The organism is Martinezella rhizogenes, assembly GCF_027460065.1.
Lineage (GTDB): Bacteria > Pseudomonadota > Alphaproteobacteria > Rhizobiales > Rhizobiaceae > Agrobacterium > Agrobacterium rhizogenes_C.
The window spans coordinates 1-16,235 of the sequence record NZ_JAPYZZ010000011.1; the positions used below are offsets into that span (position 1 = coordinate 1).

At 58.9% G+C, this 16,235-nt stretch carries 10 protein-coding genes; 3 read left to right on the top strand and 7 right to left on the bottom strand.

The features are described 5' to 3' along the window. Together O8B93_RS17080 and O8B93_RS17085 are read left to right on the top strand one after the other, a co-directional pair. The coding region (locus O8B93_RS17080; protein WP_269711113.1) for a hypothetical protein at positions 1 to 206 on the top strand (206 nt) is incomplete at its 5' end. 381 nt (positions 207 to 587) lie between these two features. Then, positions 588 to 2,534, top strand: coding sequence for a M23 family metallopeptidase (locus tag O8B93_RS17085; protein WP_269711114.1), 1,947 nt, complete (start codon positions 588 to 590; stop codon positions 2,532 to 2,534). Between the two features lie 69 nt (positions 2,535 to 2,603). Here O8B93_RS17085 and clpB read toward each other — a convergent pair whose 3' ends face one another. From clpB to O8B93_RS17115, 6 genes are all read right to left on the bottom strand, one after another. Continuing rightward, positions 2,604 to 5,228, bottom strand: coding sequence for an ATP-dependent chaperone ClpB (clpB, locus tag O8B93_RS17090; RefSeq protein ID WP_269711115.1), 2,625 nt, complete (start codon positions 5,226 to 5,228; stop codon positions 2,604 to 2,606). Between the two features lie 363 nt (positions 5,229 to 5,591). Beyond that, complete coding sequence (locus tag O8B93_RS17095; RefSeq protein ID WP_269711116.1) at positions 5,592 to 6,368, bottom strand: DUF4167 domain-containing protein; 777 nt, start codon at positions 6,366 to 6,368, stop codon at positions 5,592 to 5,594. A gap of 396 nt (positions 6,369 to 6,764) precedes the next feature. After that, positions 6,765 to 7,634, bottom strand: coding sequence for a peptide chain release factor N(5)-glutamine methyltransferase (gene prmC, locus O8B93_RS17100; protein ID WP_269711117.1), 870 nt, complete (start codon positions 7,632 to 7,634; stop codon positions 6,765 to 6,767). Next, positions 7,631 to 8,710 carry a peptide chain release factor 1 gene (prfA, locus tag O8B93_RS17105; RefSeq protein WP_269711118.1) on the bottom strand — a complete coding sequence of 360 codons (1,080 nt, stop codon included), beginning with the start codon at positions 8,708 to 8,710 and terminating at the stop codon, positions 7,631 to 7,633. Before prfA ends, prmC begins: the two co-directional genes overlap by 4 nt. Before the next feature lie 29 nt (positions 8,711 to 8,739). Beyond that, the gene (gene ptsP, locus O8B93_RS17110; protein ID WP_269711119.1) at positions 8,740 to 11,007 is read right to left on the bottom strand and encodes a phosphoenolpyruvate--protein phosphotransferase; all 2,268 of its coding nucleotides are present in this window, start codon (positions 11,005 to 11,007) and stop codon (positions 8,740 to 8,742) included. A gap of 176 nt (positions 11,008 to 11,183) precedes the next feature. Beyond that, positions 11,184 to 12,461, bottom strand: coding sequence for an aspartate kinase (locus O8B93_RS17115; protein WP_174032935.1), 1,278 nt, complete (start codon positions 12,459 to 12,461; stop codon positions 11,184 to 11,186). Between the two features lie 392 nt (positions 12,462 to 12,853). On the opposite strand from O8B93_RS17115, the gene O8B93_RS17120 reads away from it, so the two are divergent. Beyond that, on the top strand, positions 12,854 to 14,701 hold the full coding sequence (locus O8B93_RS17120; protein ID WP_269711120.1) for a DEAD/DEAH box helicase: 1,848 nt from the start codon (positions 12,854 to 12,856) through the stop codon (positions 14,699 to 14,701). Positions 14,702 to 14,975: 274 nt separating this feature from the next. On the opposite strand, the gene O8B93_RS17125 is transcribed toward O8B93_RS17120, so the two are convergent. Further along, positions 14,976 to 16,214 (bottom strand): saccharopine dehydrogenase family protein, encoded by a 1,239-nt coding sequence (locus O8B93_RS17125; RefSeq protein ID WP_269711121.1) that lies wholly within the window; start codon positions 16,212 to 16,214, stop codon positions 14,976 to 14,978. Between the last annotated feature and the right edge of the window lie 21 nt (positions 16,215 to 16,235).

The window sequence follows — 16,235 nt, forward strand, 5'->3', positions numbered from 1 at the left end:
TATTCAATTGTCAAAAAACAGACCACTCAAAGCAGTCAATCAATCAATCCCCGAAGCCACGTCAAAAAACAGACCACTCAAAGCAGTCAATCAATCAATCCCCGAAGCCACAAGACCCCGAAACCAACAAGCATTCAGCTCATCAACTTGATTTATTTAGAACGAAAGACTTCGTCGCCAGCAGCGCCGCCGCCCTCGTTCAGTGAGCGGACTTATAAGAGATCACCCTCAAACAAGTCAACAGCCCAAATTCGAAAAACTAAAGAAATTATACAAGTGACTGAATTTAAAAGGAAATTTCGATATTCAGCCATTGTGAACAGCAAATACCCTGCGGACACACCGGGTTTTGCACAGAAGAAGCACGCGTGGAACAATGCGACAGGGCGCGCGCCTTCTTTTAGCCCGCTTCCTCGCTAATTGCTTTGCTAACGAAGCGTTAAAATCAGGCATGTTCGCGCATGTCCATATAGAGCGCGCTGCAATGTATTTGCCTTGACGTCGATGGATTTGACTCATGGCTTTGAAAGTTGCACATCTTCGCCTGAATTTTCTGGAGAGCGTATGACCGACGGGGCACAGCTAGTATGACTGCGGATCGCAACGTGATCCGGTCGCTAGGTACGGAACCGCCAATTCTGGCGGAAGGCCGACGTGCACCCGATCGTCGTGAAATTTCGCTCCGATGGCTCTCCGGCACGTTCCTGACCGGTATTACCTCGTCCATATTGATGGGTGTTGCGCTGTTTGCCGCTCTCGACGGTCGCCAGCAGCTTGCCATTCCCGCCGAGGCCTTCGCCAAGACGGATATGGGCAACAATGCCACGGAAGCCGCCCGGCGTGGCACGCGCCTTGTCGCACCGAATATAGCCGCCCGGCCATCCGACCGGTCGATCATGGAAGTTTCCACCGTCATCAATGAAGGCGACAAGGAAGTCGTTCGCAAGGTCCCCTTCTCTCACGTCAAGATTCCGCTGGCATCCAATTACGCCAAGCAGGACGATTACCCCGCTTTCGACCCTCTGAATATCTTTGCAAGCAATGACGACAAGGATGCTCCCGCCCCGGCGGCGAGCCGCACTGGCACGATCTACGGCTCCGAAGTGGAGTCCGAGGTCAGCCTGAAAACCGTTGCCTTTCCCGTCCAGCATTCCAAATATGCCTTTGCCGGCTCCCTGAGCTTCGATGAGGTCGAGGAGGCGGTACGTTCCAACGGCTCGATCCTGACTGACGGTAACGAGCAGGTTGCAGCCCTTTATTACATCGACCCGCGCCGTTTCGATAATGATGAGGGTGACGTCGACATTACAGCCGGCCTCGCTGCTCGCGTCGTTGAACAGAACATGTCGGTTTCCACGCCGCAATCGGCCTCGGTGCCCGTCAAGGAATATGCCGACGACGTGATCCCTTCCCGCCAGACCGAGACGATCGAGGCCGCCCTGTTCGGCGCCGGTTATTCGAAGGCGCAGTCGTCCGAGATTGCGAAGCTTCTGTCGCCGCAAATCCAGTCGGAGAATGTCGAGAGCGGCGATGTGCTGCGCGTCGGCATTATCCAGGAAGACGAGAAAAGCGACATCGTGCGCGTGAGCCTTTACCGCAAGGGCCGCCACATGGTCACCATGGCCATCGACGACCGCAAGAACTTCATCAAGGCCAGCGAACCGCCGAAGCTCGACGCGGTGGCAACCGCCTTCGACAGCACCCCTGCACCGGCCGCCGGCCGCGATCTGCCCAGCGTCTATGACGGGGTTTACCGGGCTGCTCTCGCTTATGGCATGAACCAGAGCATGGTCTCCCAGCTCATCAAGCTTCTCGCCAGCAGCGTCGATTTCCAGGCACAGCTGAAACCGACCGATACGCTGGAAGCCTTCTTTTCGGTGGAAGATGCGGACGGCAAGGCAACGGACAAATCCGAACTGCTTTACGTCAACGCCAAGTTCGGTGACAACGAGACACGTTTTTACCGGTTCCAGAGCCCGGAAGATAACAGCGTCGATTATTTCGACGAGAACGGCAAGAGCATCCGGCAATTCCTGTTGCGCAACCCCGTTCCGAACGGCCGCATGACCTCCGGTTTCGGCATGCGTCGCCATCCAGTCCTGAAATTCAGCCGCATGCATACCGGTACAGACTGGGCGGCAGCCCGTGGCACGCCGATCATCGCGACCGGCAACGGCACCGTGGAAAAAGCCGGCTGGGCCTCCGGTTACGGCAACCAGACCCTGATCCGCCATGCCAATGGCTATGTATCGTCCTATAATCACCAGAGTGCGATCGCCAAGGGCGTCACCGAAGGCTCCAAGGTCCGGCAGGGTCAGGTGATCGGTTATGTCGGCTCGACCGGCCTTTCGACCGGTGCGCACCTGCATTACGAGCTGATCGTCAACGGCACGAAAGTGGATGCGATGAAGGTGCGCCTGCCGGGCGGCAAGTCGCTTTCCGGTGTGGCGCTCGCACGTTTCTCCGACGAGAGAAAACGCATCGACAACCTGCTCAACATCGATGAAAAGCCCAATCAGGTCGCGAGCCGCTGATCCGCAGCGAATTCTCGATCGACAATGCCGACCATATGAAAAGGGCTCCGTTTCCGGAGCCCTTTCGTTTTATGCCGCATCGGCCGTTTCAGTCTCGGCCTCACCCTTGGCGGGCTTGACCTTGAACAGCAACCGGTCGGTGCCCGAGGTTACCTTGACCCGCGAACCATCGGGGATTTCACCGCCGAGGATCATTTCCGCAAGCCGGTCCTGAACCGATTTCTGGATCACCCGCTTCAGCGGGCGCGCACCATAGGCCGGATCGTAACCCTTATTGGCAAGCCAGTTGCGGGCATCCTCATCCAGCTCGAGCGTGATCTTGCGATCGGCCAGAAGAGAGACGAGGCGCTTCAGCTGGATTTCCACGATCGCACCCATTTCGTCGCGCCGCAGGCGGTGGAACAGGATGATATCGTCGATACGGTTGAGGAATTCCGGCCGGAAATGCGACCGAACCCGCTCCATGACCAGTTCGCGAACTGAATCCACATCGTCATTGTCACCCATCTGCGTCATGAATTCCGAACCGAGGTTCGAGGTCATAATGATGATGGTGTTCTTGAAATCGACGGTGCGGCCCTGGCCATCCGTCAGGCGGCCATCGTCCAGCACCTGCAGCAGGACGTTGAAGACATCCGGATGCGCTTTTTCGATCTCGTCGAACAACACGACCTGATAGGGCCGGCGTCGAACCGCTTCCGTCAGGGCGCCGCCTTCTTCGTAGCCGACATAACCGGGAGGTGCACCGATCAGCCGGGCAACGGAGTGTTTCTCCATATATTCCGACATATCGAGGCGAACCATCGCGGTTTCGTCGTCGAACAGGAAGCGGGCGAGCGACTTGGTCAGCTCGGTCTTGCCCACGCCCGTTGGGCCGAGAAAGATGAACGAACCGATCGGCCGGTTGGGATCCTGAAGGCCGGCGCGCGAACGGCGAACCGCCTTGGACACAGCCTGAACGGCCTCACCCTGCCCGACAACGGACTTGGCAAGCTCGTCTTCCATGCGCAAAAGCTTTTCACGCTGGCCTTCCAGCATCTTGTCGACCGGAATGCCGGTCCAGCGGGAGACGACATGGGCGATATTATCAGGCGTCACCACTTCCTGAACCATCGAACCGGCACCGCTGCTGTCGCGGGCTTCCGCCGCCGCCAGTTCCTTTTCGAGGCCGGGAATGATGCCATAGGTCAACTCGCCGGCGCGCTGGAACTGACCATTGCGCTGCGCGATCGCCAGTTCGTTGCGGGCCTCATCCAGCCGCTTTTTCAGGTCGGCGGCATGGCCGAGCTTCTGCTTTTCCGCCTGCCAGCGGGCCGTCAGCGCATCTGCCTTTTCTTCCGTATCGGCCAGTTCGTCCTCAAGCTTCTTCAGGCGATCAACCGACGATTGATCCGTTTCCTGCTTCAGGGCTTCGCGTTCGATCTTCAGCTGAATGATGCGGCGATCCAGTTCATCCAGCTCTTCCGGCTTGGAATCCACCTGCATGCGAAGACGCGAGGCGGCCTCGTCCATCAGGTCGATTGCCTTGTCCGGCAGAAAACGGTCGGTGATGTAGCGGTTGGAAAGCGTCGCAGCCGCAACCAGGGCCGAATCCGAGATGCGGACCTTGTGGTGCTGTTCGTATTTCTCCTTCAGACCGCGCAGGATCGAGATCGTATCCTCAACGTTCGGCTCATCCACCAGAACGGGCTGGAAACGGCGGGCAAGGGCCGGATCCTTCTCCACATGCTTGCGATATTCATCAAGCGTGGTGGCACCAACGCAGTGCAGTTCACCGCGGGCAAGCGCAGGCTTCAGCAGATTGGACGCATCCATCGCGCCGTCGGCCTTGCCGGCGCCGACCAGCGTGTGCATCTCATCGATGAACAGGATGATGCCGCCATTTTCGGCCTGCACCTCGTTCAGCACAGCCTTGAGGCGTTCTTCGAATTCACCGCGATATTTCGCGCCGGCGATCAGCGCGCCCATATCGAGCGCCATCAGTTTCTTGTCCTTCAGGCTTTCCGGCACGTCGCCATTGACGATGCGCAGCGCAAGACCTTCGGCAATCGCCGTTTTACCGACGCCGGGTTCACCGATCAGCACGGGATTGTTCTTGGTGCGGCGCGAAAGAACCTGGATCGTGCGACGAATTTCGTCGTCACGGCCGATTACAGGGTCGAGTCTACCCTCGCGGGCTTCCTCCGTCAGGTCGCGCGCATATTTCTTCAGCGCGTCAAAGCCCTGTTCGGCATTGGCGCTATCGGCCGTGCGGCCCTTGCGAATGTCGTTGATGACCTGATTGAGTGCCTGCGCGGTCGCACCCGCCTTTTTCAGGGAGGCCGAGGTGGAAGCGGAGCTTTCAATCGCAAGCGCCTGCAAAAGACGCTCGACGGTCACGAAACTGTCGCCGGCCTTCTTGGCAAGGTCTTCTGCGGTCGAAAATACCTTGGCGAGCGGAGCCGTCAGCGAAAGGCCACCATTGCCGCCGGAAACCTTGGGCAATTTTGCAAGCGCCGCGTCATTGGCAAGACGCGCTTCCTTGGCGTCGCCGCCCGCACGCTCGATCAGCGATGCGGCCATGCCCTGCTCATCATCAAGCAAAACTTTCAGAACATGTTCGGGCGAGAACTGCTGATGGTTTTCGGCAAGCGCAAAGGTTTGCGCCGATTGCAGAAAACCGCGAACGCGCTCGGAGTATTTTTCAATATTCATAATCGAACCTCCATAGACCGGCCCGCCCGCTTTCGGCACGGACCCGGGTGTTAGGGTTGAGGCTCCCTCAAAGGCAAGCCCCGCTACGACAGCCGTGTTCAAAGGATTTCACGATCGTCGCCTCTCGATGGTCGGTCGCCGGCGAATGCGGTTTCCATCCATCCTGCACGAATATGGGAGGCATTTTCATGGGTTTAAAGGGGCGAAAATCCGCTACCCGGGAAATTTTCGCCTGACTTGACCGGCATCAATTCCGACCTGCGATCAGACCGGGGCGACGGCCCGCCTCGCACCCATCGCCAAAAACAAAAAACTCCGGCAAGCCGGAGTTTTTCAATCGCAGAGCTAATTTGCAGACGCTGCCTATTCAGCGGCATTCTCAAGCGTCGTCGCTGCTGCATCTTCACCAGCCGGCGCATCTTCGCCTTCGGCACCTTCCGCAGCGGCGGTGCGACGCGGACGACGCGGGCGCGGACCGGTTGCCCGGCGCGTCTTGGGTGCTGCGGCCGGAGCTTCCGACTGCTGCTGCTCTTCCTCGACGGCCACTTCCATGGGCGTGCCTTCGATGACGGGCTGCGGCGCCTGGCTGGCATCGTAGACCGGCGGCTGCTGGTCAGTGGCCACCTGCGGCTGGCGCGGCTGACGCTCCTGCCGTTCGCGGCGTTCGGGACGCTCACGACGCTCCTGGCGTGGCTCGTTCCGCTCGGTACGTTCCTGCTGCTGCGCGCGCTCGGCCTGTTCGGCCTGCTGCTGCGGTGCAACGAAGTTATCGTCGCCGTCGTTCATATCCATCTCGTCGCCATCGGCAGCATTGAACTCGCCACGGTCGTCGCGCTGGAAGCGTTCCTGCATCTGGGCCTGAGCCGACGCGATGATGCGGTTATAATGTTCAGCGTGCTGCAGATAGTTCTCAGCGATCACGCGGTCGCCGGAACTCTGCGCGTCGCGCGCCAGAGCCGTGTATTTTTCCGCGATGTGCTGGGCTGTGCCACGGATTTTAACATCGGGGCCGGAGCTGTCATAAGTCCTGGTGAGCGGGTTACCGCCCTTGCGGTTGAAGTTGTTGTTGTTACCGCCACCATTGTTATTGTTGTTGCTTCCACGCCCCCGGCCGCGCTTGTTTTGCTGTCCTGGCCTCATCAATTGCTCACCTGAATTCTGTTTTGCTGACAATCTGATTATTTTCATGCAATTCCGGGCGGAAAACCGCTGGAAATTTTTCCTGAAATTGCTGCACTACGCGCCCTGCTGAAGATAACCCCAGACAAGACCTCGCGTATGACGACCGGTCGCGCAAAATGCTGCAACGAGCCACCTGCGAACAAAGTTTACTGATTCACATGCCGGAAACGCCCAGCCTTCAGAGTTCTAAAAGAACCCGCTTCGGGACTGAGACCCATACCCTGACGAATCTAAATTCGTCCTCAGCCACCCGGCATGTGGCCGCAAACTATCCCGCTTCCTGCGGAAATCCAAGCCTTTTCTTTTGCTGTGCAAAATATCCTTGCAAAAAATCCGCAGACATATCGCGAACAACTATCTCCGGAAGGTCAAAACTCTGTCGTTACCGCCATAATCCTTCACGGCATCCAGAAGAGAGAAGCCGTGGGAAGCAAATATAGCGGAAACATCAAGCCTTTGATCGAAACCGATCTCCACACCGACAATCCCGTTTTCCACAAGAAAGCGGCCTGCGTCGGCAGCAATGAGGCGGTACGGTGCAAGGCCGTCCTGACCTCCGTCCAGCGCCGCCATTGGATCGTGGTTACGAACCTCTTGGTCGAGCATTGCGACGATATCGGTTCTTATATAGGGCGGATTCGACACAATTATGTCAAAACGACCAGAGATTTTTTCAAACCAGTCACTGCGAATGGTTTCGAAGCGTGAATCGAGCCCATTCCTGGCAGCATTTTTAGCAGCCGTTTCCAGCGCATCGGCCGAAATATCACTGCCGATACCGAACGCCAGCGCACATTCCTTTAAAAGCGCCAGACAGATCGCGCCCGTTCCGGTGCCCAGATCCAGAATGCGGGCGCTACCCTTTCGGGAAGCCGTCTCTTTTAACGCAGGCAACAGCGTATCGACGAGAACCTCTGTATCCGGGCGGGGTTCGAGCGTTTCCTTCGACAAAAGAAGATCGAGACCATGAAACTCGCGGTGGCCGAGAATGCGATGCACGGGTTCGCCGCTGGCCCGACGCTCGATCATGGCGACGATACGGGCGTTTTCGTCCAAGGTGACCGGCCGCTCAGACTTCATCACGAAATCGGTCAATGAAAAATCGAGGACTTCCGCAATCAGCAGCCGCGCATCGAGAAGCGGATCCTCGATCCCGGCTGCCAGCAGCCTTTTGCGGGCGGCGGCAAGCGCGTTCGCAACACTTGCATCGGCCCCCGTGCTCAAAGCTGCTCGCCGAGTTGTGCCAGCTGACCGGCCTGATAATCGGCGATCAGCGCATCCACGAGCTCATCGATCTCGCCTTCGATCATGCGATCCAGCTTATAGAGCGTGAGATTGATGCGGTGATCGGTGACACGGCCCTGCGGAAAATTATAGGTGCGGATACGCTCGGAGCGGTCGCCGGAACCGACCTGGCTCTTGCGGTCGGCCGAGCGTTCGCTCTCCACCTTCTGCCGCTCGATGTCATAAAGACGCGAACGCAGGACCTGCATGGCCTTGGCGCGGTTCTGATGCTGCGATTTTTCCGAGCTGGTGACAATAAGGCCCGTTGGAAGATGGGTGATGCGAACGGCAGAGTCGGTGGTGTTGACGTGCTGGCCGCCTGCACCCGAAGCGCGCATCGTATCGATGCGGATGTCTTCCGGGCGGATTTCGACGTCGATATCTTCCGCTTCCGGCAGCACCGCGACGGTGGCGGCGGAGGTGTGAATGCGGCCGCTCGCTTCCGTTTCCGGCACGCGCTGCACCCGGTGAACGCCGGATTCGAATTTCAGCTTGGAGAACACCCCTCGCCCGGTGATCGTGGCGATGATTTCCTTGTAGCCACCCGCTTCGCCTTCGCTGGCGGAAAGCACTTCCACCTTCCAGCCCTTCGTCGAAGCGAAACGCTCATACATGCGGAACAGATCGCCGGCGAACAGCGCCGCCTCGGAACCACCGGTGCCGGCGCGGATTTCAAGAATCGCGCTTTTTTCGTCCGCCGCATCCTTTGGCAGCAGCAGGACCTGCATGTCCTTTTCAAGCTCGCCGATGTGGCTTTCGATTTCCGGCAGTTCCATTTCCGCCAGATCGCGCATGTCCTTGTCGGTTGTCTTGTCGGCCAACAAAGCTTCCAGATCAGCGGCTTCGGAAACCGCCTTTTCGTATTCGCGGATCTTTTTGACCACCGGCTCGAGTTCGGAATATTCCGAAGCCAGCTTCACATAGACATCCGCTGCCGGGCCAGCCGACATGCGCGCTTCGATCTCGCCGAAACGTCTTTCCAACTCGCGCATTTTTTCGACGGGAAGCTTCGCCACCAGTCACTCCAATAATGAAACAGGTCTTTTTAAATGGGAATGGAATGCGTTGCGGCAAAGCGTAACAACACCTCGCGCCCGCTTTCCAGCGAATTATGATCGTCGAGCGCGGCATTCAGCTCATCGGCCAGACGCGCAGCGTCGAGACCGAGCAACATGGCCTTGACCGGGCCGATTGCCGTCGGCGACATGGAAATCGACCGGAAACCGAGACCGATCAGCGCCATCGCGGTCAGCGGCTTGCCTGCCATCTCGCCGCAAAGCGTAACCGATGTATGGTGCCTCTCACCGGCGCGCACGATATCACGCAGAATGCGCAGGAACGGCTTGCCAAGATTGTCGAAACGATCCGAAACCCGGGCATTGCCACGATCGACCGCCATGGAGAACTGGAACAGGTCGTTTGAACCGACGGAAACGAAATCCACCTCCTGCATCAGCTCGTCGAGCTGCCACATCAAAGACGGCACTTCCAGCATCGCGCCGAATTGCAGCTTTTTCGGCAGCGCATGGCTGAACTTCGAAAGATGCTGCACTTCCTTCTGCAGAAGATCGCGTGCCGCCCGGATTTCGGACACTTCCGTCACCATCGGCAACATCATGCGCAGCTCCGCACCGGACGCGGCGCGCAGCAGTGCGCGCATCTGCGTGCGCATCAGGCCCGGACGGTCGAGCGACAGGCGGATCGCGCGCCAGCCCAGCGCCGGATTTTCCTCTTCCTGGCCGCGCATATAAGAAACGACCTTGTCGCCGCCGATATCCAGCGTGCGGAAGGTGACGCTCTTGCCCTTGGCCTGCCGCAAAACGGAGCGATAGAAAGCCTCCTGCTCCTCGCCCTTCGGCATGTTGGAAGCGATCATGAATTGCAGCTCGGTGCGGAACAGGCCGATGCCGTCGGCGCCGGATTCCTCCAGCTGCGGCAGGTCCACCAGCAGGCCCGCATTCATCTTCAGATTGACCTTCTGGCCATCCTTGGTGATCGGCTCGACATTGCGCAGCGCACGGAACTGCTCCTGTCGCTTGGCACGCAGGCGAACTTTTTCTTCATAGGCACGCTGCAGGTCCGACATCGGGCGCAGATGCACCTGACCGTCATCACCATCGATGATGATAGGATCGTTGTTTTCCGCCAGCGCGACGATGCCGGCCGCCTGACCGATGATCGGGATGCCCATGGCGCGCGCCACGATAACGACGTGGCTCGTCACCGCGCCGTCTTCGAGCACCAGACCGCGCAGTTTTTCGCGCGGGTAATCCAGCAATTCGGCAGCGCCCATGGCGCGTGCAAGCACGATGGCATCGAGCGGGAAATCCTGCTCCGGTCCGCGACCGCCAAAACCGATCAGCTGACGCAGCAGCCGGTTGGCGAGATCATCGAAATCATGCATGCGCTCGCGCAGATAAGGATCGGTCAGGCGCATCATGCGCGCCTTGGTGTCGCTCTGCACCTTCTCGACCGCGGCTTCCGCCGTCAGACCGTTGCGGATCGCCTCTTCCATGCGCCGCACCCAGCCCTGATCGTGGGCGAACATGCGATAGGTTTCCAGAACCTCGCGGTGCTCACCTTCGGTCGGCACGTCGCGGCGCTGCAACATGTCATCGATCGACAGGCGCAACGAACCGATAGCGTCGGCAAGACGGCGGATTTCCGTATCCGCGTCCTCGTTCAGCAGGTTGGTGACGACAATGCGGGGATCGTGCAGCACGACGTGGCCAAGACCGATGCCTTCGCCATAACCATCGCCATCGATGGTGACGGCGCGCGTCAGGTCCAGCTCCACGCCGGGGCGGGTGATCTTTTTCAACTCACCGCTCGCCACTATTTCAGCGATGAGCATCGCGGTTGTCTCGAGCGCTTCAACTTCATCCTCCCGGTATGTTCGGCTGGCCTTGTTCTGGACCACAAGAACGCCAAGAGTGCGACCGGAGCGCAAAATCGGCACGCCGAGGAAGGAATGATAAATTTCCTCACCGGTTTCAGGAAGATAGCGGAAAGCGGGATGCGCCTGCGCATCGGAAAGATTGAGCGGTTGAGCGGAAGCGGCGATGGTGCCGACAAGACCTTGCCCCATTTTCAGCTGGGCAAGATGCACGGCATCCTTATTAAGACCTTCGGTGGCGTAAAGCTCCAGCACGCTGTCGGAACGCAGCACGTAGACCGAGCAAACCTCCGCCACCATGTTGCTGGCAATCTGACGGACGATCTGGTCCAGACGATCCTGCGGTTCAAGGTGCTCCGCCATCATTTCGCGCAGCCGCTTGAGCAGGACGCGCGGACCTGCGGAAAGGTCTCTCATCGCGTTTGCTCCCCGACGCTTCCGATCCGAACTTCATAATATTCGAGAATCAAAACGTCATTTAAAAAATTTATAGCGCCAGAAGCGCGTCCCGCAAGGGACACGCTTTCAAGAAACGCCACATCGGAAGAACGCAACTCCGAAGAATCGGAGCATCGGGAACCGATGTCTCGGATTTAGCTCTTATCGAGACCGTAGGCGGAATGCAAAGTGCGAACGGCAAGTTCGGCATAGGCGCCGTCGATCAGGATCGAAATCTTGATCTCTGACGTGGTGATGGCCTTGATGTTGATGTTCTTCTCGGCAAGCGCCTTGAACGCGCTGGCGGCAACGCCGGCGTGGCTGCGCATGCCGATACCGATGACGGACACCTTGGCGAGACCCGTCTCGTTCTGGGCAACGTCGAAGCCGATCTGGGCCTTATTGTCGTCGAGGACCTTGAGAGCCTTGGCAACATCGCCCGAGGGAACGGTGAAGGTCATGTCGGTGCGGGAGCCATCTTCAGAGATGTTCTGCACGATCATGTCGACATTGATATGCGCTTCGGCCAGCGGTCCGAAGATCGCGGCGGAAACGCCCGGACGGTCGGCCACGCGACGCAGCGAAATCTGTGCTTCATCCTTGGCATAGGCGATGCCGGTTACGACTTCCTGTTCCACGATTTCATCCTCGTCACAAATCAAAGTACCGGGCGGGTTGATGAGGTCGCCCATGCCCGGCGCATCGGGATCCTCGAAACTGGAGCGAACGAAGGTACGCACCTTGTGTACCATGGCAAGCTCGACGGAGCGAACCTGCAGAACCTTCGCGCCGAGAGACGCCATTTCGAGCATTTCCTCGAAGGCGATCTTCTTCATGCGGCGAGCCTTGGGCTCGATGCGTGGATCGGTCGTGTAAACGCCGTCGACATCGGTATAGATGTCGCAACGATCCGCCTTGACGGCAGCGGCGATGGCAACGGCTGATGTGTCCGAGCCGCCGCGGCCGAGCGTCGCGATGCGGTTGTCAGGACCGATACCCTGGAAACCAGCGACAACGGCAACCTGGCCTTCGCCCATGCGCTTGACGATATCGGACCCGTCAATCTCGAGGATGCGGGCGGCGCCATGCGCATTATCGGTGCGGATCGGGATCTGCCAGCCCTGCCAGGACCGCGCATTGATGCCCATGGATTGCAGCGTGATTGCCAGAAGACCCGACGTCACCTGCTCGCCGGATGCGACAACCGCGTCATATTCGCGCGCATCATAAAAGGAGGCGGCATTGGTGCCGGCCACCTTCGCAGCATTCTGCACCCAGTCCACCAGCTCATTGGTTTTACCGGACATGGCGGAAACGACCACGGCCACTTCATGGCCGGCATCTACTTCGCGTTTCACATGCCGTGCGACATTGTGAATGCGTTCGAGGTTCGCGACGGACGTGCCGCCGAATTTCATGACAATGCGAGCCATAGCCTTGACCAGTACCATCCCATTTTCCCGCCGGCTCCTTTAAGGAAAACGGACGGACAAGAACAAACCCAGTCGGCCCTTTCTAAAAAGAGCCTCAAGTTGCGGGTCTCTTAGCGAAAAGGTGGGGGGCACGCAATGCCGTTTATGAACCATGCGGTACGCCTTGTGGGCAGCCATCAAAACGGAGGAAGACGCCGCAGAACCGTTTGCCGGATAAAACACCCGTAAAAGAGCGTACCGCAGTGCACTGTACAAACCGGCCTATTCGCAGTATGGAGCGCGGCAATGCAACCGGCCACATGGCCGAAATGGCTTGTATCGGCTGCCCCGGAGACTTTAGGATCTATTGGTTTCGGGCGGATGCGGGCAGCTTCATATCCGAAAGACGGTAGATGACAGACACCCAGGGTATCGCCCCGGCGATCGCGCAGGCGTTGGAAAAACGCGGCTATAAAGACTTGACCCCCGTGCAGCAGGCCATGCTTGCGCCCGAACTCGCCGACAAGGACGCGCTGGTTTCCGCGCAGACCGGTTCCGGCAAGACGGTTGCCTTCGGCATCGCGCTTGCGACCACGCTGCTGTCGGAAAATACCCGCTTCGGTCAGGCTTCCGCGCCGCTCGCTCTTGCCATTGCCCCAACCCGCGAACTGGCCATGCAGGTCAAGCGCGAGCTTGAATGGCTTTATGAATTCGCCGGCGTGTCGATCGCATCCTGCGTCGGCGGCATGGATATCCGCAATGAGCGCCGGGCGCTGGAACGCGGCGCCCATATCGTCGTTGGCACACCCGGCCGTCTCTGTGACCATATCAAGCGTGGCGCACTCGATCTGTCGTCCATCCGCGCCGTGGTGCTGGATGAAGCCGACGAGATGCTCGACCTCGGCTTCCGTGAGGATCTGGAATTCATTCTGGAAGAATCGCCAGAGGACCGCCGCACGCTGATGTTCTCGGCCACGGTGCCGCGCAGCATCGCCAAGCTGGCCGAAAGCTACCAGAAGAACGCAGTCCGCATCGCCACCGCTTCCGAACAGAAGCAGCATGTGGATATCGAATATCGCGCGCTTCTGGTGTCGCCGTCTGATCGCGAGAACGCCATCATCAACGCGCTGCGCTTTTACGAAGCCCGCAACGCGATCGTCTTCTGCTCCACTCGCGCCGCCGTCAACCATCTGACGGCCCGGTTGAACAATCGCGGCTTCTCGGTCGTGGCCCTCTCCGGCGAACTGACGCAGAACGAGCGCACGCACGCGCTGCAGGCCATGCGTGACGGCCGCGCCCGTGTTTGCGTGGCGACCGACGTCGCCGCCCGCGGCATCGACCTGCCGGGTCTGGAACTCGTCATCCATGCCGACCTGCCGACCAATTCCGAAACGCTTCTGCACCGTTCGGGCCGTACCGGCCGCGCCGGTCAAAAGGGCGTCAGCGCCATCATCGTGCCCGTGAGCCAGCGCCGCAAGGCCGAACGCCTGCTGGAAGGCGCCAAGGTTAGCCCCGCATGGGTTCGCCCGCCCTCCGTCGAAGAGATCGTCGAGCGCGACGGCGCAAGGCTTCTGGCCGATCCGACGCTCAGCGAAGCCGTGGCTGAGGACGAACGCGATTTCGTGACGAAGCTGCTGGAACAGCATGGCGCGGAAAAAGTCGCCGCCGCTTTCGTGCGCCTTTATCACTCTGGACGCTCGGCACCGGAAGACATCTTCGAAGTCGCGCTGGATAACACCCGCAAACCGCGCCGCGACAGCTTTGAGACGGTCGAAAACAACGCACCGCGCCGCGAGCGCTCCGATTTCTCCGACAGCGCGTGGTTCTCGCTGTCCGTTGGCCGCAAGCAGAGCGCCGAGCCGCGCTGGCTCATCCCGATGCTGTGCCGTTTCGGCAAGATCACCCGTCAGGATATCGGCGCGATCCGCATGCAGCAAACCGAGACCTTCGTGGAACTGGCCGCCGATGCCGTCGACCGTTTCACCTCCGCCATCGGCAAGGACATGATGCTGGAGAAGGGCATTCGCCTGAAGGCGCTGGAAGGCAAGCCGGAAATGACCGGCAGTGCCCGTGAAGATACAAGGCCGGCAAAGGCACAGCGGAAGTTCACCAAATCGGACAATGCAAGCGCGCCGCGCGATGACCGCAAGGGCGAAGACAAGCCCTGGAAGAAGAAAAAGCCCTTCGGCGACAAGCCGAAATACGAAGGCAAAAAGGACAAGCCGTTCGAGAAGCGTGGACCGAAGCCAACGAAGAGCTGAGGTCACTCTGCGACTGACGGCGACGGCGGGCATACCCGCTCTCAACGTCATCCTCGGGCTTGTCCCGAGGATCTGCAACCTATTGATTTTATTCAACGTGATTAGATCCTCGGCACAGGGCCGAGGATGACGTCGCGTAACTGGTTAGACCTCTTTCCATCGAAAGGGCACTACACCCGTTTTGCGTCCAGCGCGCGATAGATAATCTGCATAGCAAAGAAAAAGCCCCGCATTCGCGGGGCTTTTTTGTCTCTATCCGTCGAGAATGCTGCGCTCAGAATTCCAGCGCGCGATCGCCGTTTTCATCCTTGATGCGGTTCGGCAGACCAATCTTGTTCAGAATGTTCAGGAACGGCTTCGGCGGCAGTTCTTCCACATTGGCCATCTGCTTCACGTCCCATTCGCCGGTGGCGATGAGCATGGCAGCGGCGACCGGGGGAACGCCGGCGGTGTAGGAAATGCCCTGCGAACCGACTTCTTCATAGGCGTCCTTGTGGTCGGCCACGTTGTAGATGAAGACTTCGCGCTCCTTGCCGTCCTTGATGCCCTTGACGATATCGCCGATGCAGGTCTTGCCGACATAATCGGGCGCCAGCGAAGACGGATCGGGCAGCACGGCCTTGACGACCTTCAGCGGCACGACTTCCAGACCCTCGGCCGTCTTGACCGGCTTTTCCGAAAGCAGGCCAAGGTTCTTCAGCACGGTGAAGACGTTGATGTAGTGATCGCCAAAACCCATCCAGAAGCGCACATCGGCGCCGTCCATGTTTTTGGAGAGCGAATGCACTTCGTCATGGCCGGTCATATAGGCCTTCTGCTTGCCGACGACAGGCAGATCGAACTCCTGACCGACTTCAAACATCTGGTTCGTCTGCCACTCACCCTTCTGCCAGGAATAGACAACGCCGGTGAATTCGCGGAAGTTGATTTCCGGATCGAAATTGGTCGAGAACCAGCGGCCATGGCTGCCAGCATTGATATCGACGATATCAACCGAGGTGACCTTGTCGAAATAGTCGTCCTTAGCAAGGCGGGCATAGGCATTGACCACGCCCGGGTCGAAACCGACGCCGAGAATGGCGGTGACGCCCTTTTCCTTGCACTCAGCGGCGCGCTTCCACTCGTAGTTTCCATACCACGGCGGCGCCTCGCAAATCTTGGTCGGATCCTCATGGATCGCCGTGTCCATATAGGCAACACCTGCGTCCATGCAGGCACGAAGAACGGACATGTTAACGAAAGACGAACCGACATTGATGACGATTTCCACGCCGGTCTGTTTGATCAAGGCTTTCGTCGCCTCGATATCCATAGCGTCAAGCGCATGGGCCTCAAGTTTCACATCTGTCTTGAGGCTCTTCTTTTCGCGTACGGACTCGACAATCTTGCGGCACTTTTCCAAAGTCCGTGACGCAATATGAATGTCTCCCAATACATCGCTGTTCTGGGCGCATTTATGCGCCACGACCTGTGCTACGCCACCGGCGCCGATGATCAGAACGTTCTTCTTCATTTCAGGTGATGCCTCCTTTTC

What these genes read in the sequence shown, in the direction of transcription:
- O8B93_RS17085 (WP_269711114.1), top strand. Translation starts at nt 588, where the DNA reads ATGACTGCGGATCGCAACGTGATCCGGTCGCTAGGTACGGAACCGCCA.
- clpB (WP_269711115.1), bottom strand. Translation starts at nt 5,228, where the DNA reads ATGAATATTGAAAAATACTCCGAGCGCGTTCGCGGTTTTCTGCAATCG.
- O8B93_RS17095 (WP_269711116.1), bottom strand. Translation starts at nt 6,368, where the DNA reads ATGAGGCCAGGACAGCAAAACAAGCGCGGCCGGGGGCGTGGAAGCAAC.
- ptsP (WP_269711119.1), bottom strand. Translation starts at nt 11,007, where the DNA reads ATGAGAGACCTTTCCGCAGGTCCGCGCGTCCTGCTCAAGCGGCTGCGC.
- O8B93_RS17115 (WP_174032935.1), bottom strand. Translation starts at nt 12,461, where the DNA reads ATGGCTCGCATTGTCATGAAATTCGGCGGCACGTCCGTCGCGAACCTC.
- O8B93_RS17120 (WP_269711120.1), top strand. Translation starts at nt 12,854, where the DNA reads ATGACAGACACCCAGGGTATCGCCCCGGCGATCGCGCAGGCGTTGGAA.
- O8B93_RS17125 (WP_269711121.1), bottom strand. Translation starts at nt 16,214, where the DNA reads ATGAAGAAGAACGTTCTGATCATCGGCGCCGGTGGCGTAGCACAGGTC.